The following is a 19530-nucleotide window of genomic DNA, read 5'->3' on the forward strand; positions in this document are numbered from 1 at the left end:
GCGGCATCGGCGTTTTGCTCGCCACATGCTGCGGTGCTGGTTGGCATCACCACGAATAGCCTTGCATTCCGTAGTCGGTGTCGTGTCGGCGTCCCCACCACGGGAGATACGCGTTGTTGCCGCCGCGTGCGCGGAACCAGTCCTGGTCCGGATCGATCGGGGTGAGCTTCGACGGTGGTCTGACGACGACGGCGACGGGGTGCTCGGGGTCGGTCGTGCCTGCTACCAAGGCGTTGCCGCCGAAGTGGTTGATCCGGCCGATTGCGAGTGCGACATCGGTCAATGCGCTGCCGGTTCCCATGTCGCCGAGCAGGGCGGCCGTGTTGAAGGTCTGATTCGTGTGGTCGTATTCAGGGAGGGTTTCGGTCAAGGTCTGCGCGAGCGAGACAACGCGTGACGACGCTGCGTCGCTGGGTACACCTGCGTCGTGGACGATGTAATTCAGGTCCGTGACCGCGACGCCGGCATTGCGTGCTGCTTCGTCGATCGTGGCTTTCCATGCCTGCACGGCGCGTGTCGTGCCGACCTTCGGTGAAAAATCGTGCGTGTTGCCGGTTGCGGCCTTGCCGATCCAGGCGAGCGGTTCGCGCTCGGTGTTGAAGTTCGGGCCGGCGAGGAACAGCACGACGAGGTTCTCGTTGATCTGCGCATCCGTGGGCGGGAAATTCGGGGCGTCCCAGTTCATCGCCCAGACAGTCTTGTCGGGGTTCGCCTGTAAATAGTCCAACGCGTTATTCAGCGATGTGAAGCCGGCGTTTGCGCCGCCTTGAGTGATTTGCACATCGGGAGGCGTGTCGCGGCTCCACATCGTCGGGAAATGCCGATTGCCAATCGAGAACGTCTTTCGGATCGAGTCTTTCAAGTAGGTTTGCGAGTCGTCGATTTCGAGTCGATTCGGAATGGCAAGTTCGACACGAATGCCCGCCAGTTCGCGCCAGTCATTTTTATTGGCCGGGCTCACCGTGTAGAAATATTTTGGATTGGATGCATAGCGTGAGCTAAGTAGGAGCGGAAACTTGTACATGTACTTGTGGTAGAAGCCCTTGAACGTTTCCTCGCCCTCATTGCCGTAAACCAACGCCCCAATCGACTGAAGCGTGGAAAATGACTTCGCGTCGGTGCGCACCATGTCGTCGTTCTTGTTCGGTGCGGCGAGCCCTTGCGTCCACAACAATTGCCATTCGGTCGGATAGTCCATGCGTTGCAAAGGATTCAACCAAATCAGACCGACCACCTGCGCGACGAAGGGCTTCACCGGCTTCTCGGCTGCCAGCGCCATATTCCCTACAGCCTCCTTGGCAGGCGCAGCTTGTGCCGGACGCATCACTGACGTGGTCAACAGAAACACCATGAGCGCAGCCAGGCCAGGTACAACAATGAAGCGTTTCATCCAATCTCCTATTTCCACATGTGCCGGATCGGGTTGCTCTACGTAAGCCATCAGCATGGCCATGAGCACGACGGTAATCAGCCATGCCGAAACGGCAATAGCGACACGTCGCGGCCATGTAGCGATTAGCGCCTTCAAATCACACCTCCGACTTTCAAATAAAGTTCTCCTTCACGTTGATCCGCGATCGCGCCGGGAATATTTCCTTCGCTGCCCTCGGTATGTACCCATTCATGCAGCGGCAAGTCGTCGAATTTTCCGCGTGAAAAATATTCGTAATACTTCTTGTTTGGATTGTCATCCGGAATACCTTCACCCATCCGCCAGTCCGCCTCGATACGCAACGCTTTGAGTTGCTTCTCCGTTACGTAGCACAAGCCCACTGCGACGTCATACGCAAGCGCCTTTTCAGCATGCTCGGGGTTGGTCATCGTCGTTGAGTGATTCGTGGGGCTATTGGTCGCACCGCGATCGAGCCAATCGACGATCTGCTTGTCGCGCCAATCCTTGTAGCCTTCCGGAATCGCGCTCTTGCCATCCTCGCCGATCACGTGGCCGTCTCGGTCTAGCCACTCCGTGTTCAATGTCCTACGTGCCTCCATTCGCATCAATGCGCGGTCCTCGTAACGCTGCCCGGCTTCGGTTGCGGCCGTACCTTGAGCGATACTGTCCTGGTTCTTCGCCTTGTACTGGTCGTAGGGGTCGTCGGCTCGCTTGTCCGCGTCAGCCTTGTTCGCATCGCGCCATGCAGCCGGCGGATCGTTGCCTTCGTTGAAGTCGCTGATCGCGTCGCCGTCCTTGGTCTCGACTGACTTGCCGAATCGCAATGCCTTCGGCGGGAATGGCTCGTCAAGCGCCGGGGCATCCGCAACTACCGTCCAGCCCTTCGGCGGATCGGCGTTCACACGGAGCATGTTCAATGCCGAACTGATGCCGGTCACGACGAACATGAGTGGCGCGGTCACGAGCGTCGCCGCCACGCCGAACACAGACTCGTTCCCTCTGATCGCACCCACCAGATTGAATTTGGCCGGCGGCGACGGCGGATACCAGAACCCCGGCTTCGTTCCCTGTTTGCCATGCCGCCAATCGTCTTCCCAGTATCGGTATGGTTTCTGCACGCCGACCGGAAAACCGGAAGCAAAGACCCGTTGCGTTAGGATGCCGGCTGCCCCGATATCGTCGAGTTCGTGCTTGCTGATGCCGCGCCAGCCGATCCCTTGCACCGTCACCGCCGAAATCACTTGATCGTGCGGGCAGCAATATGCGGTGACGCGGCCATATGTCGATTCATTCAGCCCGTGCCTCGCGCGATCCTGTTGCGCCGCATAAGACCGCTTGCTCGTCGGCGAGACCCGCTCGTTTTCCATGTCCTCATCGATTTTGTCGGCAGGTTGTTCGTGTGCTTTTCGAGCGTCGATGATCGACAGGAATGTGCCGAACGTCTTCGCGCGCGCCACGTAGGTTTGTCGTCCACGCCGTCCGCTGCCGTCCTTCGTCGCGCGTTGCGACCATGAATCCATGAATGTGTCGGACTTGTTCGGGCCGTCAGCATTGGCGAGACTGTACGGTGCGTTCGCCAGCACGTAGGCGTCTGCCACGCAGTGGCCCGTGCGCCCCCACGGATCCTCGACATCGGGGAATGCGTCGCCGAAGAACGCCGCAGTGAGGCCGACGATATTTCCTTGGCTGTGGCATACGACGGTAATCGGGACATCGGCCTGCATGCTTCGGATCGATTCGATCAGTCTGGCCAAGCGCAACGCGGCGAGTACGCCATACGCTCGAGGCGGCGCGCGATACAGCGGACGATTGGTTGGATTGATGCCTTGCACGGTCATCCACCCCATCGTTCGATCATCCAGACCGCCGTGCCAAAGATCGGGCAGACTGGCACAGCCGTTCGTGAACGGGCCGCCGCCCCAATAGTCCTTCTCGTTCAGGAAGATCTTGTCGCCGTACTCCTTCAATTCCGCAGCAGTCGCGCGATAGCCCCAGCGGAAATGAATGACGGGCGAGAACGACGGCTCGGGCTTGACGTAGTTATTGGGAAGCAGCTTCGGGTTGAGAAACCCATCCGGCGTCAAACTCTCCGTGTACTTCGCGGGCGTCAATTGCCCGGCATCGATACCGTGATACATCATCTGATCGTCCAGACGCCCGAGCCGGCGATTCAGCCCGGCGCACAGCCCTTCCTCCGACGCCTCGAACCATTCGCCCTCCGAGTTCACCCCATGCACGAAGATCACGATACCGGGCAACGGCAATTGCTTGATGCAGATGAGTGGCGTGTTCTTCGCGAACATCGTCACGCCTTCGCCCCGGCCGACGACGATCGGCGGCGGTGCCGGCCGCGACACAGCTACGTCGTCAGCATCGACTTTCGCCGCAGGTTGGTCGCGATGAGCAGTCGCCATCAGCGGCGGGTCAAGAAATGAATCAGTCATGCAGATTCCTTCGCGATCCTATGTATTGTTTTTGATGAACTGCACCGCCAGTCTCTCGAACTGGTCAGCATCGACGGCCGGAAGTTGGCCGGCCGCATCGCTCGACAAGTTGGATAGCGGTCCGGACGGCCTTTTGACTTCGCCCTCGAATCCCGCAGCCGCGTTGCCGTCGGTGGATCGGACCAACCTAGGTACGCGGCCAAGCGTGTCCTGACCAAACTTCGGCATATCCGCACTCATGCTCGCAGGCCCGTCCCACACATGCCCCGCCGACTTCACCGTGAATGTCCCCGGACATCCCAGCTCGATATCCCCGCCGCGCAGCTTGAGATACGCGCCACCGGACGTGACGAACACGACTTCATCGCTCGCCGTGCCCGCAAGTTTCCCGCCGGACGCGGTCAGTTGAAGGTTCTTCGCCGAATCGACCTGCGTATCGTCGTGCTGCGATTGAATCGTGACCTTCCCGTGATTCGCGATCGCCGACACGCCGTCGCTGTGCGCGAACAACGCGACGCCACGACCGGCATGCAGATTGATGCGCTCGCCGCTGCTGACCTGAACGTGTTGCTGCGCGATCTGATCGATGTTCTCGCCCGCATACATGACGTGCGTTCTGGGCGTGACGTTGAGCGACCCCGACTGCGCGCCGAACGCGATCAACGCGGGCGCATCGCCGGTCGAACCGGGCCGTGCCCCGTCAGGCGTCCAGTTGCGGAACGCATCGGCGACGTTGTCCTGACCGGCGGTATCGGCCGACTGTCCGCCATGCTCGCCGGCATAGTCGCCGAGCGATTTGAACAGCGCCGTGCATTCGTCGAGCAGCCGAATCAGTTCGTCTCGATCGAGCTGACCGCCCGTGGCCCGTGTGCGCGCATAGGTCGACAACAGGATGCCCTGCGCCGCGCGCAGAGCCGCGGCGGCGTCGGTGCGCAGCTCGGCACCTTCGCCGCGATCCTTCCCGTGTCCGCTTTCGCGCGGCTGCGTCAGATAGCCGAGATTCAGTTGGGTATGCGCATGTTCGCTCGCCAGCTGCGCCGAGATTTGCGACGGCGTATCGTCGAGACGAAGCTGGTTGTAGCGCCGGCCGTTGATTTCCTTGGTCTTGATGCCCGACAGGAAGCGGTTGCCGGGGAGCGCGCCCGTATGGGTGAACGTCACGGGCGGGTTCGCGCCGTTGCTCAGCACCCCGATGATGACGAGCCGATCCGGGTCGCCGGACAGACATCCCAGCAGCACTTCCATACCGACGCGCGGCAGGAAGAGCGCGCCGAAGTTGCCTCCGGCGAGGCTTGTTCCGACACGAATCGGCGCACTGTCGCCGGCCCGGCCGTTCGTTCCGGCGCCTTGCGCGTGCGCATGATCGGCCGGATCGTGTCCGTGGATCAGCACACGCACGCGGCCGGCCCCGTCGCAAAACACTTCCTCGCCCTGGGCGCCGACGATCGTGCCGGTCAGCAGGTGAACCGGCGGTACATCGACCTTCGGATCATAGGCTGGCTTCAGCGGCACGCCGCGTCGCACGCACGTGAAACGGTTTTCATAGCGCGTGTCGGTTTGCTCCGGCAGATCGACAGGTGCCGGCACAGCCGTTTGCGCGAGGTTCCGGCTCGCCGCGAACAACTTGTGCGTGCGGCCCGCGAGCGGCTTCGGCAGGTTGTTCCAGATATCGTGCCGAACCGACGTGACGACGAACTGGCGACGATCGGCCGGCCGCATGTCCAGCTCCGGGTCGCCCGTCAGCGTGAACCAGTGGCCGACGGGCAGGTCGCGTACGCTGCTGATTCCGTCGTAACGCTCGGCTTCGAACTGATGCGCCAGTATCCGGTCGCGCGTGATGCGATCGTGATCGCGCCATGAGTCGCCGACGTGCGGGATGTCGATCGCGACGTCGGTCAGCAGGCGCGCAAGGTCGTTCCCGGCTTCGCCCTGGTCAAGGTCCGTGACAGCGGTGGAGTCATCTGCACGAGCCGGCTTGTAGTCCCAGGACGCGCGGCGGACCTGGCCGGGAGACACGCTCTGGCAGTGCGCAAAAAGCGTCACCGTGTCGCGTTGTTCGGTTCCGGCGTCGCGCGGGTGAAGCCGCAGCGTACCGGCCGGCGCCGCCTTCAGGCGATGCGGGTCGTCGCAAAACACGAGCGTATGAAGCGGCCACGCGTCGTTCATGCCGCGCGCGGCTCCGGCCGGCTCGGCCTTCGCGAAGACCGTAATGCCTTCCCGACGCAGCAGGCGCCGGATGAACCGAGCGTCCGACTCGTTGACCTGCCGCGTGAGTTCGCGCACCGGATAGCGATCGGCCTGCAATCCGGACAGGTCGAAATCGAATGCGCGCGTGAGTGCGTGGCTGCGCAGTTTCCACTCGTTCATCAGCGTCGCGAGAATCTCCGTCACGTGGCGCGATCGGAATACGCGGGCGTTGGTGCGACGGTCCATCAACGACAGCGCGTCACACACGTGCAATTGATAGACGGTCAGTTCGCCGTCGGATTGACCGGTTCGCACTTCGCGCACGATCGCATTGATCGCACGCGTACTGCCGCGGTCGGTCGTCAGCCGGACCGATACGGGCAGGCCGAGAAACAGCGTCGGCGACAGATGATCGTGGCTCGACACGCAGGTCAGTTCGCCGTCGATGCCGGACATCAGGCCTTCGCGGATATCGGCGTGATGGAGCGCAAGCAAGTGGCCGACCGCGCGCTGCGCCCGGCCGAAATGGAGATCGACGGGTCGCGAGCTCCCGTCGGTCAGACTGGTCGCAAATTCCCGAAATGTTCTTGCTATCGACATCGCCATAATCTCATTGCTTTTTTATTGATTGGGATTTGTTTGAAATGTGATCCTGTTTGAAATGAGGAAATTGGATCTAAAATTCGCGTCGAGAATATCAAGCTTGTCGGTCTTGATAAATGTATTTTTGTTTTTATGTAGCTAGATGCTTAGTTTGAAACGGTATTTTTCTTTTTCGGTGATTTGGATGGTTTTTAAAAGTCTTGTATTGATCGGCGAAAAGGGGGCGCACGGTGGTTCTGTCGGATTGCGTAGTTGTCGCACGGGCCGTTTTATTTAAATAAAATCGATTAACGGTCTTTGGGGATCAGATCCGTCTGATTTCGAAGAAAATGGCGGCGTATTGCGTCGACGAAAAACGTGTGGACGGATTGCTTCGTGCCCGCTCGGAGCGCATCGGCCGGTTGCCGGTCTCGTCATTCGACGCGACCTGATCAGCGCGCGGCCGGGCGGCGCGCTGAACGGCGTTCATCGGTCGCGCAAGCGGCGTCGCCTGCGGGCATCGCTAATGTCTATGAGGGATTCCCCCGTAACCCTCAACCAAGCGCCGCTTCGGCGCAGCGCCCCCTTCCACAGCGCTTCTCCACCGACCTTTCCCGCCCGCCGCCGCCGATTATTTGCGTTTCGCGAATGGCGCGTTCGCCGGTTGTTCCATACCCGATCCGCCTGCGCGCACCTATCGTTCGGGCGTCGGCTGATTGAATTCGACGCCTGCACCCGGAAAGAAGCCGGACAGGCGGCCGCCACTTCCTCGCGACTCACGTCGCGTCGCACACCCAAGACAACGGACCTGGCTGATGCGCGGACGCCCCGGCGCGCGCAAGCGGACCAATCCACGGAGACAGACATGAAAGCAAACGAGTGGGATACCTCCTATGAGTGGAAGGCGGTGACGCTGCTGGCGCTCGGCTTCGGCCTGGTCGGCCTCGACCGCTGGCTCATCGCGCCGCTGTTCCCTTCGATCATGAAGGACCTGCACCTGAGCGCGCAGGACGTCGGCAACTGCATCGGCGTGCTCGGCCTGTCGTGGGGCATCTTCGCGGCACTGATGGGCGGCATCTCCGACAAGGTCGGCCGCCGCAAGGTCCTGATTCCCGCCATCATCGCGTTCTCGCTGCTGTCCGGCTTCTCGGGCCTCGCGGGCGGCTTGCTCGGCCTGATCGCGATCCGCGGGCTGATGGGCGTCGCCGAAGGTTCGTTCTGCCCGACCAGCTTCGCGGCCACCGCCGACGCGTCGCACCCGCGGCGGCGCGGCCTGAACCTCGGGCTGCAGCAAAGCGGCTTCGCGCTGTTCGGGCTGGCGCTGTCGCCGATCATCGCGACCCAACTGCTCAACGTCGTGTCGTGGCGCTGGGTGTTCGCGCTCGTGGCCATTCCCGGGCTGATCCTCGGCGCGATCATGTTCTTCGTGATCCGCGAACCGAAGCGCGCGAAGGAGGTCGTGTCGGAGCACGCGCCGGCGTCGCTCGGCCATGTGCTCAAGAGCCGCAACATCCTCGTCGCGATGGCCGCCCTGTGTTGCGCGATGACCGGCGTGTTCGTGCTCGGCGCGCTGCTGCCGCTGTACCTGACGGATTACCTTGCGCTCGGCACGCAGAAGATGGGCCTCGTGGTGTCGGCGATCGGCTTCGGCGGCTTTCTCGGGCAGTTCGGGCTGCCGGGCCTGTCCGACGTGGTGGGCCGCCGCCTCGCGAGCATCGCGGGCTTCGCCGGCACGGCGGTGATGCTCTACATCTTCCGCGGCCTCGGCCCGCAACCGGTCGTGCTGTTCGTTGTCCTGTTCGTCGCGTCGTTCTTCACGCTCGGGCTGGTGTCGCTGCTGTCGGGCCCCGTCGCGACCGAAGCCGCGCCCGTCGGCCTCGTGTCGACGTCGATCGGCGTGGTGGTCGGTTGCGGCGAGATCTTCGGCGGCGGCATCGCGCCGGCGATGGGCGGCTACGTCGCCGCGAACTTCGGGATCCAGAACATTCTGTGGCTGCCGATGGGGGCGGTGCTGCTCGGCATCGTGGTCAGCATGCTGCTGCGGGAGACGGCCCCGGCCGTGTTGCAGCGCCGCGTGGGCGTGCAGCCGGAGCTGTCGGCGGGCAAGCAGCCGTAACGTGCGGCGCGGTCATGCGCGCAGCCGGCGGGATTGACACCCGTCAGGTGACAGTGTGACGCGTTCGGCGTGACCCACCCGGCCGGCAGGTGCGGTTAGACTGCCGGTTTGGCTTTCGGGAAAGGTGCGGCATGGACCGGTTTCTGAGCATCGAGGCGTTCGTCAGGGTCGCGGAGGCGAGCAGCTTCGCGGAAGCGGCGCGGCAGCTTGGGGTCACCAGTTCGGTCGTGACGAACCGCATCCAGCAACTGGAGAAGTTCGTCAACGCGCCGCTGTTCCATCGCAGCACGCGCCACGTGCGGCTGTCCGAAGTGGGCGAGACCTTTTATCGCGAATGCGCGGAAGTCGTGGGGCGCGTCAACGAGCTGACCGACCAGATGCGCGAGCTGCGCGCGACGCCGACCGGGCGGCTGCGCATCCAGATGCTGCCCGGCTTCGCGCTCGATCACTTCGGCGTGCCGCTCGCCGAATTCAATCGCCGCTATCCGGGCATCCAGCTCGACATCATCGTCAATGACCGTGTCGTGGACCCTGTCGAAGAAGGGTTCGACATCGCGTTCCAGATCTTTCCGCCGATATCCGAGTCGCTGATCGAGCGGCGCCTGTTCGTGGTCCGACGCCTGTTCTGCGCGTCGCCGGCCTACCTCGATGCGCATGGTGCGCCACAACATCCGCGCGAATTGCTGCAGCACACCACGGCGCTGTATTCGGGTTATCCATCACGCAACCGCTGGACGCTGACGCGCGGCGACGAGGTCGTCGAAATGGAGCTGCCGGGCATGATCCGCTCGAACTCCGTGCACCTGCTGCGCGAGTACGCGCTGACGGGCGGCGGCGTCGTGTGCCTGCCCACGCTGGTCGCGAGCGACGCGCTCGTCGCGGGCCGGCTGGTGCCCATCCTCACCGACTTCCAGATCGCGCCGCTGAGCTTCGCCGCCGTTTATCCCGCAACGCAGCGACAGGCGCTGAAGGTGAAGGCGCTGGTCGAATTCCTTGTCGAATACATCGGCGACGAGTCGCCGTGGGATCGTCCGCTGCTGGAGCGCGGCTGGGTTCGTTGAGCGAAGCGATTATTCGCGAAACGCAAATGCCGTAGTCGCGCTCCGTTGCCTTGTTGACGGGCGTCGTCGCCCCTAAAGTTGAATCCAACAAGCGGTTCAACTCAGGAGACAGCAATGACCGACACGGCATTCCACACCGTCTTTGGCTCGCTCGACGGCTACACGAAGGGCGAGATCGAAATCACCAGCGGTAGCGCAAAACACTACGCGTTCTCGAACGTCTTCGAGATCGCATCGAAGTCGGCGCCCTACGAAAAGGTCGTCGCCGGCAAGAACCTCGAATACGTGATCGAAGTGCTGCGCACCGAAGGCCAGTCGCCGTGGTTCGCGTGCGCGCATGACGAGTTCGCGATCCAGATGGATGGCGAAGTCCGCATCGACTTCATCAAGCTCGACAACCCGCCCGCCACCGGCCGCGGCACCGTGAACGCCGGCACGCAGCCGGCGGGCCGCGAGATGGGTTATGTCGTGCTGCGCAAGGGCCACCAGGCACTGCTGCCGGCCGGCTGCGCGTATCGCTTCACCGCCAGCAAGCCGGGCGTCGCGCTCGTGCAGACCGTGCTCGGCGAGCTGTCCGTCGAGAAGTGGGCCGACATCTGCCTGCACTGATCGATTCGATCGCGAAGATTCAACTATTCCAGGAGACACGTTATGGCCACCCTCGAGACCCTCGATCTTTCCGCAGGCTTCGCCGCCGATCTGGTGCAGGCCACGCAAGCCGATGCCGTCACCGGTTACCGCCGCTTCCACCTCGGTGAATTCGCGTTCCAGCGCGACGAGTATTTCGTGAAAATCAGCTGGCCGGCGAAAGGCCAGACCCGCACGCACGCGATCCCCGCGGACGCATTCCTGCGCGCGATGATGCGCGACGTCGCGTGGGGCTTCTTCTACGGCTGGGTGAATTTCGATCACGTGTTCGGCACGCGCAATCACTACGGCAAGGTCGACATGTATGCGGGCACGTTCAACGGGATCCTGAAGGAAGCCGGCGTCGACTACACCGAGACGTTCGACACGCCGACGATCATGGCGACCTTCAAGGCGATGCTGCACGACTGGACCAACGAAGGCTTCGATCCGTTCGCGGCGCCGGAGGAAACCGGCACGGCGTTCGGGCGCAAGCACGGCGAGAACGGCGCGGCGATCGAACGCACGCGCATCGCGACGCGCCGCATGCCGGGCCTCGAAGGCGACTCGCCGCTGCGCGACGATCTGCCGGTCAACCGCGCGTTTCTCGACGTCGCTCAGGACGAGCCGGAAGTGCACGTGAAGCCGGGCTTCGAAGGCGAGCTGCATGCGTTCAACCTGTTCAAGTATCTGTCGCGTTCGGACGTGACGTGGAATCCGTCGGTGACCTCCGTGTGCGGGCGCAGCCTGTTCTGCCCGACCACCGAGGAATTCATCCTGCCGGTATTCCACGGCAACGACCGCGTCGAATGGTTCCTGCAACTGTCCGACGAAATCGTGTGGGACATCGGCGACAAGAACACCGGCGCACCGCGCGCGCGCGTCACGATGCGGGCCGGCGACATCTGCGCGATGCCCGCCGACATCCGGCACCAGGGCTACTCGACGAAGCGTTCGATGCTGCTGGTCTGGGAAAACGCGACGCCGAACCTTCCGCAGCGATACGAGAGCGGCGAGCTGGCGCCGTATCCGATCGAGTTCTGAGCCGCGCCGGCTCGCACAAGCACACCATCGAGGACGATTCATGCAAACCCAACTCTTCATCGACGGGCGCTTCGTCGACGCCGTCGAGCGCGGCACCATCGACGTGCTCAACCCGCACGACGGCTCGCTGATCGCGAAGATCGCCGCCGCTACCGCGGCGGACGTGGACCTCGCGGTCGAAGCCGCGACCCGCGCATTTCCGAAGTGGTCGGCGATGCCGGCGGCCGAGCGCGGCCGGCTGCTGCTGCGCCTCGCGGACGCGATCGAAGCCAACGCGGAGGAACTCGCGCAGCTCGAATCGCTGGACACCGGCCACCCGATCCGCGATTCGCGCGCGCTCGACGTGCCGCGCACGGCCGGCTGCTTCCGCTACTTCGGCGGCATGGCCGACAAGCTGCAGGGCTCGGTGATTCCGGTCGAAACCGGCTTCCTGAACTACGTGCAGCGCGCGCCGATCGGCGTCGTCGGCCAGATCGTGCCGTGGAATTTCCCGCTGATGTTCACGAGCTGGAAGATGGGCCCGGCGTTGGCGGCAGGCAACACCGTCGTGCTCAAGCCGTCGGAGATCACACCGCTGTCGACGCTGCGCATCGTCGAACTGATGGCCGAAGTCGGGTTTCCCGAAGGCGTCGTCAATATCGTTCCCGGCTACGGTCATACGGCCGGCCAGCGTCTCGCCGAACACCCCGGTGTCGGGAAGATCGCGTTCACCGGTTCGACGGCGACGGGCCGCCGGATCGTCGAGGCCTCGCAGGGCAACCTGAAGCGCGTGCAGCTGGAACTCGGCGGCAAGGGCGCGAACATCGTGTTCGACGACGCGAACCTCGACGCCGCCATCAACGGCGCCGCGTGGGCGATCTTCCACAACCAGGGGCAGGCGTGCATAGCGGGTTCGCGGCTCGTGCTGCATGAACGCATCGCCGACGAATTCCTCGAGCGCTTCGTGTCGCTGGCGTCGTCGATCCGCGTCGGCAACCCGCTGGACCCCGACACCGAGATGGGCCCGCTGACGTCGAAGCAGCATCTCGACCGCGTGCTGTCGTTCGTCGACGTCGCGCGCGAGCAGGGCGGCCGCGTGCTCGCCGGCGGCAGCGCGCCGCAGGATGCGGCACTCGCGAACGGTTACTACGTGCGCCCGACCGTCATCGAAGCGAAGAGCGCCGCCGATCGTGTTGCGCAGGAGGAAGTGTTCGGCCCGTTCGTCACCGTGCTGCGCTTCGGCAGCGACGAGGAAGCGCTGGCGATCGCCAACGCGACCGAATACGGGCTCGGCAGCGGACTCTGGACCAACGATCTCTCCCGCGCGCACAGGATGGCGGCGCGGATCGACGCGGGCATGTGCTGGATCAACTGCTACAAGCGCGTCAATCCGGGCAGCCCGTTCGGCGGCATCGGCAAGTCGGGCTACGGCCGCGAGATGGGTTTCGAGGCGATGCACGACTATACGGAAGCACGCTCGGTGTGGGTCAACGTCGACGGCAAGGTGCCGCCGCACTTCAAGCGCTGAGGCCGAGATGGAGCGCTTCGTCTATCAGGGAACGCCGTCCCGCGTCGTGTTCGAATGGGGCGCGCTCGAACGGCTGCCGGACGAGTTGTCCGCGCTCGGCGCGCAGCGGGCGCTGATTCTGTCGACGCCCGAGCAGCAGCCGCTCGCCGAACGTGTCCGGGCCGTGCTCGGCGAGCGCGCGGCCGGCGTGTGCGCGCAGGCCGTGATGCACGTGCCGGTCGAGGTGGCGCGGGCCGCGCGCGAGATGGCCGCCGAGCTGGGCGCGGACTGCTGCATCGCGATCGGCGGCGGCTCGACGATCGGGCTCGGCAAGGCGATTGCGCTCGAGTCGTCGCTGCCGATCCTCGCCGTGCCGACGACTTACGCGGGCTCGGAGATGACGCCGATCTTCGGGCTCACGGAAGGCCGGCTCAAGCGCACCGGACGCGATGCGCGCGTGTTGCCGCGTACCGTGCTGTATGACCCGTCCCTGACGCTGTCGCTGCCGCCGGGGATTTCAGCGGCGTCGGGCGTCAATGCGATGGCGCATGCGGTCGAGGCGCTCTACGCGGAAGATGCGAACCCGGTGATCAGCCTGATGGCCGAGGAGTCGATTCGTGCGCTCGGCGAAGCGCTGCCGGCGATCGTGCGCGCGCCCGACGATCGCGAGATGCGCAGCCGCGCGCTGTATGGCGCTTGGCTCGCCGGCACGTGCCTGGGTGCGGTCGGCATGGCGCTGCATCACAAGCTCTGTCATACGCTCGGCGGCACCTTCAACCTGCCGCACGCACAGACGCATGCCGCGATGCTGCCGCATACCGCGCACTACAACCATGCGGCGGCGCCCGACGCGCTGCGCCGCGTCGCGCGGGCGCTGGGCGGCACCGACGCGGCCGACGCCGGCCCGCTGCTGTTCCGGTTGAACCGGCAACTGGGCTTGTCGGCGGCGCTGGCCGACATCGGAATGCCGGAAGCGGGCCTCGACGAAGCCGCCGACCTCGCGTGCCGGAACCCGTACGCGAATCCGCGGCCGATCGAGCGCGCGCCGATCCGCGAGTTGCTTCAGCATGCGTGGGAAGGGCGCGAGCCGCAGTGAGCGGCCGGCTGCATACAAAGGAGACGAACGTGACGAATGATCATCATGATGACGGCGACACGCGGTTGACCGAGCAGGTCGTCGCCAGCTTCGACGGTACGCCGAACCCGCGCTTGCGCGTGCTGATGCAGAGCCTCGTGCGGCACCTGCATGCGTTCGTCCGCGAAACGGAGCTGACCGAGGCCGAGTGGATGGCCGCGATTCGCTTCCTGACCGAAACCGGGCAGATGTGCGACGACGTCGTGCGCCAGGAATTCATCCTGCTGTCGGACACGCTCGGCGTGTCGATGCTGGTCGATGCGATCAACCATCGCTTCGCCACCGGTGCGACGGAAACAACCGTGTTCGGCCCGTTCTACATCGAGGGCATGCCCGAGCGCGCGTATGGCGAGAACATGGCGTTCACGCCCGGCACGCCGGTCGTCGTGCATGGCCGCGTGCTCACGACCGACGGCGCGCCGGTGCGGGACGCCGTGCTCGACGTCTGGCAGACCGCCGAAAACGGCATGTATTCCGGGCAGGACACGGCGCAGCCGCACGGCAACCTGCGCGGCCGCTACCGGACCGATGCCGAAGGTCGTTACGCGATCACGACGATCCTGCCGGTCAGCTATCCGATTCCGACCGACGGCCCGGTCGGGAAGATGCTCGATGCCACCGGGCGCCATCCGTGGCGGCCCGCGCATTTGCATTTCATGATCGATGCGCCGGGCTACCGCAAGCTCGTCACGCATCTGTTCGACGAGAACGACGCGTATCTGCAGTCGGATGCCGTCTTCGGCGTGAAGCCGTCGCTGATGATCGCCTATCGGCCGCGTGCGGCGGGTGACGAACTCGCGCGCCGGGTCGGCTTGAGCGGCCCGTATCGCGAGGCGACGTACGACTTCGTGCTCGACCGGAGCTGACCGACATGGCGCGATTCTTTGCGGTGTTTGCGACGGACCAGCCCGGCATGCGCGAGGTGCGCGACCGCGTGCGGCCGACGCATCGGACCTACCTGCGTTCCGCCGCGCAGCACGGCGTGTATGTGCGGCTCGGCGGGCCGACGCTCGATCCGCAGGGCGATGCGATGAACGGCACGCTGCTCGTCGTCGAGGCGGACGACATCGATGCGGTGATGCAGTTCGTCGGCAACGATCCGTATGTGAAGGAAGGGCTGTTCTCGCGGGTCGAGGTGCGTCCGTGGGACTGGAGCCTCGGCAATCCCGAGCGGAGAGCGTGAGTCATGGGTGCCACGCAACTCTGTCGCTTCGCCGATGTGCCGGATGGTGGCGCGCGGGTCGTCGATGAGGCGTGCATCGGACGCCCCGTCATCGTCGTGCGGCGCGGGGAGCAGGTGTGGGCTTACGTGAATCGTTGCCCGCATTTCTCGGTTCCGCTCGATTTCGTGCCGGGCAGCGTTTCCTGTTATCGATCCCAGGTGCTGATGTGCGCGCATCACAGTGCGCTGTTCCGGTTCGACGACGGTGTGTGTATCGACGGGCCGTGTTCGGGTGCCGGGCTGGAAGCCGTGGCCGTCGAGGTGGATGCGGCGGCGTGGGTGATTTGCCGGAGCGCCTGAATCGGCGGACGGCCCGATCGCATCTGGCTGGATGAAATCGGAAATACGCGGGATTTCATTCGTTCAAGTCGATAAGCAAAACTAAATGAATTTTATTGTACCGGCCCGGATGCAAGCCTGATCCGGGTGGGGGAAGGTGTTGTTTCACGAAGCATGAGCGGATCGTTCGCGACGTGGCGGGCGACCGGCTCGAATTTCAAAAAAAGACGGAGACGCAATGAAGCTCAGGTTTGGAGTATTCGCGATGCTGGCCATCGCGCAGGGTGCGTACGCACAGAGCAGCGTGACCATGTTCGGTCTGATCGACAGCGGCATCTCGTACGTCAGCAACGAGGGCGGCGGGAAGAACGTCAAGTTCGACGACGGCATCTTCACGCCGAACCTGTTCGGCTTTCGCGGCACGGAAGATCTCGGCGGCGGATATCACGCGACGTTCGCGCTCGTGAACCAGTTCTCGATGGCGAACGGCAGCATCATCGGGACCGGGATTTTCGGACGTAATGCATACGTGGGCATCGAGAGCGACCGGTTCGGCAGCGTCAGGCTCGGGAATCAGTACGACTTCATGGTCGATTCGCTGTTTGCGAAGGGGAATGCGATCTCGATGGACATCTCGGGGCTGTACGGATTCAGGAATGGCCCGTTCCAGCGTCTCGCGCTGCCCGGTAACCCGACCGGCGCGTTCGACTGGGATCGCACGGCAGGCAGCAAGCCGGTCGCGAATTCGGTCAAATACACTTCGCCGACGGTCGCGGGGTTTTCCGGCGGTGTGATGTATGCGTTCGGCGGCGTGGCCGGTTCCATCGGCGCGGACAATGCCGTGAGCGCGGGCTTGAACTACGAAGTCGGCGCGCTCGGCATCGGTGCCGCATATACGAACGAGAAGTACGGCCCGGCGCCCGGCACGCCGTCGACCAGCGTGCGCAACTGGGGTGTCGGGATGCACTACGACTTCGGTGCGGTGAGCGCGAAGGCGCTGCTGACCACCGTGCACAATTCGTTCAACGATGCCGGCGTGTGGATGGCCGAGGCCGGCGGCGTGTGGCGCATCAGGCCGGACGTGTTTCTCGGCGCGAAGTACATGTACATGAAGGGCAACGAAGCCGTGAACGACAACCATGCGCATCAGGTCAGCGTCGCGCTTCAATACCTGTTCACGAAGCGGACGATGGTCTACGTGTCCGCCGATTATCAGCGCGCGAACAGCGGCGCGAACGCGCAGATCAACGGCGTGCTCGATCCGAACGGGGCGTCGAGTTCAGCGAGTCAGGCGGTGGCGCGGGTCGGCCTGCATACGATGTTCTGATGGCGCGGCGGGCGGGACCGGCGTCGCGGTCCGCCCGCCAACCGGCTACCGCGCCGCTGCGGCCGCCTCCTTGGCCTTGTCCTGTTCCGCCGCCAGCGCCGCATCCGCCGCCTGCGCGCGCTGGATCGCCGGGCGCGCCAGCACGCGATCGATGTACGCGCGAATGCGCGGCGTTTCGGGTACCAGCTTGAACATCGTCGTCCAGTTCAGTGCCGAGCCCCACAGCACGTCGACCGCCGTAAAGCGTTCGCCCAGCAGGTAGGGCCCTTTCGCCAGTTGCGCATCGATCCGCATCATCACGGTATCGAAGTCGCCGTACGGCGACGTCGAGTAGGCGGCGGGCGGGCGATTCATCGAGCGGTCGACGAGGGCCGGCTCGAGGCACGAGCCATAGAACGTCATCCAGGTCAGATACGGCCCGCGCAGCGAATCGCCCGGCGCCGGCGACAGGCCGGCTTCCGGATACAACTCGGCCGCGTACATGTAGACGGCGGCCTGCTCGGTGACGATCACGTCGCCATGACGCAGCGCGGGAACCTTGCCCAGCGGGTTGATGCCGAGGTAGTCGGCTTCGTGATGTTTTCCGGTGGAGAGGTCGAACGCGTGCAGTTCATAGTCGGCACTCAGTTCTTCCAGCAGCATCCGCGCGCCGGCCGAGCGGCTGCGCGGGGAGTGGAACAGGGTCAGGTGACGGTCTTGCGGCATCGCGGGCTCCGGTGTGCATTCGGGACAGGCCGACCAATATAGGACGGCCGCGCGGCTTCGTCTTGGAAAAATCCGCTGCGGCGGCGCATCATCACGCAGTCACCTCAACGGTTCGTCACCATGGCCGACTTGCGTAACGTGACCGAGACGCCCAAAGGCGTCGTCGGCCCGAAAGCCTTCAATCAGCGCTTCCGCCTGAATCGCTATTACCCGTGTGCCGACCTGGCCGGCGTGCTGGATCACCACTGGATCGTCGAATGGGATCTGCGCGACCAGCCGCCGCATGTGCAGCGCACGCTGCCGTATCCGTGCGTGAATCTGGTGTTCGACCGGCGGCGGACGGGGATCTTCGGCGTGGTGTCGGGGGCGTTCGAGACGACGTTGGCCGGGGCCGGGCGCGTGATCGGCTTGCGGTTCCGGCCGGGCGCGTTTCGGGCGTTCTTCGGCAAGCCGGTGCATTTGTCGACCGACAAGGTGCTGCCGGTGTCGACGCTGCTCGATTGCGGCGACGCGCAAGCCGAAGACGCCGTGCTCGGTGCCGAGGATGACGCCGGAATGGTGGCGGCTGCCGAGGCGCTGCTGTTGCGGGTGCTGCCGCCGGCCGATCCGCAGGTAGAACGTATTCATGGCATTTTGCAGATGCTGCAGCAGGATATCGGGCTCACGCAGGTGCGTGACCCGGCCGAGCGCGCGGGGTTGAGCGAGCGCACGTTGCAGCAGCTCTTTTCCGACTATGTGGGCGTGACGCCGAAGTGGGTGATCTGTCGTTATCGCCTGCATGAGGCGGCCGACAAACTCGCCGGCGGCGAGCCGGTCGATCTTGCGGAACTGGCGCAGGCGTTGGGGTATTTCGACCAGGCGCATTTCACGCGCGATTTTCGCAAGCTGGTCGGGAAGGCGCCGGCGGAGTATCGGCGGGAGGATCGGCAGGGGTGAGGTTGCGGATGAGCGGGCGTTGGCCTGCTTTCGGGCTGACAATGAACCGGCGAAGGGGCGCTCAGGGCATCGGTGAATTTCAAACAATGGATGCGTTGCCTATCATTCCACCCTATAGTGCTCGTCGTTGACCGATCCGCAAGAAAATCAGGAGCCTTCGTGTTTCATCGGAAATCCAAGTTGGGGCGTTCGAGCTTCGCGTGCGTCGTCGCTTTGACGATGATCCTGGCGCCGGTCGCGGCGCATGCAGAGGCGGAGGCTGTCGATGGCACGACGCGCATCGCGCCTGCTGCCGATCACGACGCGTCGCCCGCACGACCGATCGTCGGCGACGACCCGATTGCCATTCGGGATGCCCTGAAGAAGCTGCACATCAGCCCCGCGCCGCCGTCCTTGACCGACCGGGTTCGCGGCCTGGTCTCCGACGCAACCGACCGGTATGCCCCGAATCCCGACCTGGCGGCCGTCGGCCTGGATCGCGACGTGACGTTCGTGGTGCCGGTGCAGTACGGGCTGAGGTACCGGTCGCAGCGGCACCTGTTGACGCTGGACGTCGACCTGTTCGACACGGAGCACGACGACCGGACGGGCATCCTGCTCCGGAAGGTCACGAAGGGGCCACGAGGGCGAGGGCTCGTGATCGCCCCCGAAGCGAAGGCGAAAGGGTACATCCAGCAGATCGACATCATCGAACTCGATTCCGGGCATGGGAAAAAGACCACGGTTCGCAGCCGGATGCGGATTTCGCCCGCCGTGTACGCTCAAGCGCATGGCGACTTCGCGCTCGTGTTTTCCGGGCGCCTGGTTCGGCCTTATCTGACCGAGCAAGTCGAGCATGCCGATCCGAGTATCGACGAGCCGACGGACATTACGACCCGGATCTCCAGGGTGCATATGGATATCAATGCGATCTCGCTGGTGAGTCCGTCGAGCGGGGTTGTGTTGGCGAAAAAGCTGAAGTTGTCGAAGTAGGGTTTTTTCCTGTG

At 64.2% G+C, this 19530-nt stretch carries 17 protein-coding genes; 12 read left to right on the forward strand and 5 right to left on the reverse strand.

The annotated features are described in order from the left end of the window. Window positions 1-46 precede the first annotated feature (46 nt). From U5A56_RS16545 to U5A56_RS16560, 4 genes are all read right to left on the reverse strand, one after another. Window positions 47-1390, reverse strand: a complete 1344-nt coding sequence (locus tag U5A56_RS16545; RefSeq protein ID WP_321923429.1) for a virulence factor — start codon at window positions 1388-1390, stop codon at window positions 47-49. Between the two features lie 134 nt (window positions 1391-1524). After that, window positions 1525-3837, reverse strand: a complete 2313-nt coding sequence (locus tag U5A56_RS16550; RefSeq protein WP_321923431.1) for a hypothetical protein — start codon at window positions 3835-3837, stop codon at window positions 1525-1527. An 18-nt stretch (window positions 3838-3855) separates the two neighbouring features. Beyond that, the gene (locus U5A56_RS16555; RefSeq protein WP_321923433.1) at window positions 3856-6624 is read right to left on the reverse strand and encodes a type VI secretion system Vgr family protein; all 2769 of its coding nucleotides are present in this window, start codon (window positions 6622-6624) and stop codon (window positions 3856-3858) included. Between the two features lie 307 nt (window positions 6625-6931). Beyond that, window positions 6932-7096, reverse strand: coding sequence for a hypothetical protein (locus U5A56_RS16560; RefSeq protein WP_193759821.1), 165 nt, complete (start codon window positions 7094-7096; stop codon window positions 6932-6934). A 375-nt stretch (window positions 7097-7471) separates the two neighbouring features. Here U5A56_RS16560 and U5A56_RS16565 point away from each other — a divergent pair, with 375 nt between their 5' ends. The 10 genes from U5A56_RS16565 (at window position 7472) to U5A56_RS16610 (ending at window position 16903) form a co-directional block, all read left to right on the forward strand. Beyond that, window positions 7472-8722 carry an MFS transporter gene (locus tag U5A56_RS16565; protein WP_321923435.1) on the forward strand — a complete coding sequence of 417 codons (1251 nt, stop codon included), beginning with the start codon at window positions 7472-7474 and terminating at the stop codon, window positions 8720-8722. 131 nt (window positions 8723-8853) lie between these two features. After that, window positions 8854-9783 carry a LysR family transcriptional regulator gene (locus U5A56_RS16570; protein WP_044848336.1) on the forward strand — a complete coding sequence of 310 codons (930 nt, stop codon included), beginning with the start codon at window positions 8854-8856 and terminating at the stop codon, window positions 9781-9783. 114 nt (window positions 9784-9897) lie between these two features. After that, the gene (locus U5A56_RS16575) at window positions 9898-10392 is read left to right on the forward strand and encodes a hydroxyquinol 1,2-dioxygenase (protein WP_124523322.1); all 495 of its coding nucleotides are present in this window, start codon (window positions 9898-9900) and stop codon (window positions 10390-10392) included. A 42-nt stretch (window positions 10393-10434) separates the two neighbouring features. Continuing rightward, on the forward strand, window positions 10435-11454 hold the full coding sequence (locus tag U5A56_RS16580) for a hydroxyquinol 1,2-dioxygenase (protein ID WP_321923437.1): 1020 nt from the start codon (window positions 10435-10437) through the stop codon (window positions 11452-11454). A 40-nt stretch (window positions 11455-11494) separates the two neighbouring features. Beyond that, the gene (locus tag U5A56_RS16585) at window positions 11495-12961 is read left to right on the forward strand and encodes an aldehyde dehydrogenase family protein (protein ID WP_321923438.1); all 1467 of its coding nucleotides are present in this window, start codon (window positions 11495-11497) and stop codon (window positions 12959-12961) included. Between the two features lie 7 nt (window positions 12962-12968). After that, the gene (locus tag U5A56_RS16590) at window positions 12969-14036 is read left to right on the forward strand and encodes a maleylacetate reductase (RefSeq protein ID WP_044848340.1); all 1068 of its coding nucleotides are present in this window, start codon (window positions 12969-12971) and stop codon (window positions 14034-14036) included. A 29-nt stretch (window positions 14037-14065) separates the two neighbouring features. Continuing rightward, window positions 14066-14941 (forward strand): intradiol ring-cleavage dioxygenase, encoded by an 876-nt coding sequence (locus tag U5A56_RS16595; protein WP_321923440.1) that lies wholly within the window; start codon window positions 14066-14068, stop codon window positions 14939-14941. A gap of 5 nt (window positions 14942-14946) precedes the next feature. Then, window positions 14947-15258 (forward strand): YciI family protein, encoded by a 312-nt coding sequence (locus tag U5A56_RS16600; RefSeq protein ID WP_321796337.1) that lies wholly within the window; start codon window positions 14947-14949, stop codon window positions 15256-15258. 3 nt (window positions 15259-15261) lie between these two features. Next, entirely contained in the window at window positions 15262-15597 is a 336-nt protein-coding gene (locus tag U5A56_RS16605) for a Rieske (2Fe-2S) protein (RefSeq protein ID WP_044848342.1), read from the forward strand. Between the two features lie 217 nt (window positions 15598-15814). Beyond that, complete coding sequence (locus tag U5A56_RS16610) at window positions 15815-16903, forward strand: porin (RefSeq protein WP_321812889.1); 1089 nt, start codon at window positions 15815-15817, stop codon at window positions 16901-16903. Window positions 16904-16948: 45 nt separating this feature from the next. Here U5A56_RS16610 and U5A56_RS16615 read toward each other — a convergent pair whose 3' ends face one another. After that, window positions 16949-17608 carry a glutathione S-transferase family protein gene (locus U5A56_RS16615; protein ID WP_321923443.1) on the reverse strand — a complete coding sequence of 220 codons (660 nt, stop codon included), beginning with the start codon at window positions 17606-17608 and terminating at the stop codon, window positions 16949-16951. A 120-nt stretch (window positions 17609-17728) separates the two neighbouring features. On the opposite strand from U5A56_RS16615, the gene U5A56_RS16620 reads away from it, so the two are divergent. After that, window positions 17729-18544 carry a helix-turn-helix domain-containing protein gene (locus U5A56_RS16620; protein WP_321923445.1) on the forward strand — a complete coding sequence of 272 codons (816 nt, stop codon included), beginning with the start codon at window positions 17729-17731 and terminating at the stop codon, window positions 18542-18544. A 159-nt stretch (window positions 18545-18703) separates the two neighbouring features. Further along, window positions 18704-19516, forward strand: a complete 813-nt coding sequence (locus U5A56_RS16625) for a hypothetical protein (RefSeq protein ID WP_321923447.1) — start codon at window positions 18704-18706, stop codon at window positions 19514-19516. The last annotated feature ends 14 nt before the right edge of the window (window positions 19517-19530 follow it).

The sequence above is a fragment of the Burkholderia sp. BCC1998 genome (genome assembly GCF_905339875.1).
In the GTDB taxonomy this organism is placed as follows: Bacteria; Pseudomonadota; Gammaproteobacteria; order Burkholderiales; family Burkholderiaceae; genus Burkholderia.

What these genes read in the sequence shown, in the direction of transcription:
- U5A56_RS16610 (WP_321812889.1), top strand. Translation starts at nt 15,815, where the DNA reads ATGAAGCTCAGGTTTGGAGTATTCGCGATGCTGGCCATCGCGCAGGGT.
- U5A56_RS16585 (WP_321923438.1), top strand. Translation starts at nt 11,495, where the DNA reads ATGCAAACCCAACTCTTCATCGACGGGCGCTTCGTCGACGCCGTCGAG.
- U5A56_RS16550 (WP_321923431.1), bottom strand. Translation starts at nt 3,837, where the DNA reads ATGACTGATTCATTTCTTGACCCGCCGCTGATGGCGACTGCTCATCGC.
- U5A56_RS16620 (WP_321923445.1), top strand. Translation starts at nt 17,729, where the DNA reads ATGGCCGACTTGCGTAACGTGACCGAGACGCCCAAAGGCGTCGTCGGC.
- U5A56_RS16605 (WP_044848342.1), top strand. Translation starts at nt 15,262, where the DNA reads ATGGGTGCCACGCAACTCTGTCGCTTCGCCGATGTGCCGGATGGTGGC.
- U5A56_RS16590 (WP_044848340.1), top strand. Translation starts at nt 12,969, where the DNA reads ATGGAGCGCTTCGTCTATCAGGGAACGCCGTCCCGCGTCGTGTTCGAA.
- U5A56_RS16580 (WP_321923437.1), top strand. Translation starts at nt 10,435, where the DNA reads ATGGCCACCCTCGAGACCCTCGATCTTTCCGCAGGCTTCGCCGCCGAT.
- U5A56_RS16560 (WP_193759821.1), bottom strand. Translation starts at nt 7,096, where the DNA reads ATGAACGCCGTTCAGCGCGCCGCCCGGCCGCGCGCTGATCAGGTCGCG.
- U5A56_RS16615 (WP_321923443.1), bottom strand. Translation starts at nt 17,608, where the DNA reads ATGCCGCAAGACCGTCACCTGACCCTGTTCCACTCCCCGCGCAGCCGC.
- U5A56_RS16575 (WP_124523322.1), top strand. Translation starts at nt 9,898, where the DNA reads ATGACCGACACGGCATTCCACACCGTCTTTGGCTCGCTCGACGGCTAC.
- U5A56_RS16555 (WP_321923433.1), bottom strand. Translation starts at nt 6,624, where the DNA reads ATGTCGATAGCAAGAACATTTCGGGAATTTGCGACCAGTCTGACCGAC.
- U5A56_RS16570 (WP_044848336.1), top strand. Translation starts at nt 8,854, where the DNA reads ATGGACCGGTTTCTGAGCATCGAGGCGTTCGTCAGGGTCGCGGAGGCG.
- U5A56_RS16545 (WP_321923429.1), bottom strand. Translation starts at nt 1,390, where the DNA reads ATGAAACGCTTCATTGTTGTACCTGGCCTGGCTGCGCTCATGGTGTTT.
- U5A56_RS16565 (WP_321923435.1), top strand. Translation starts at nt 7,472, where the DNA reads ATGAAAGCAAACGAGTGGGATACCTCCTATGAGTGGAAGGCGGTGACG.
- U5A56_RS16600 (WP_321796337.1), top strand. Translation starts at nt 14,947, where the DNA reads ATGGCGCGATTCTTTGCGGTGTTTGCGACGGACCAGCCCGGCATGCGC.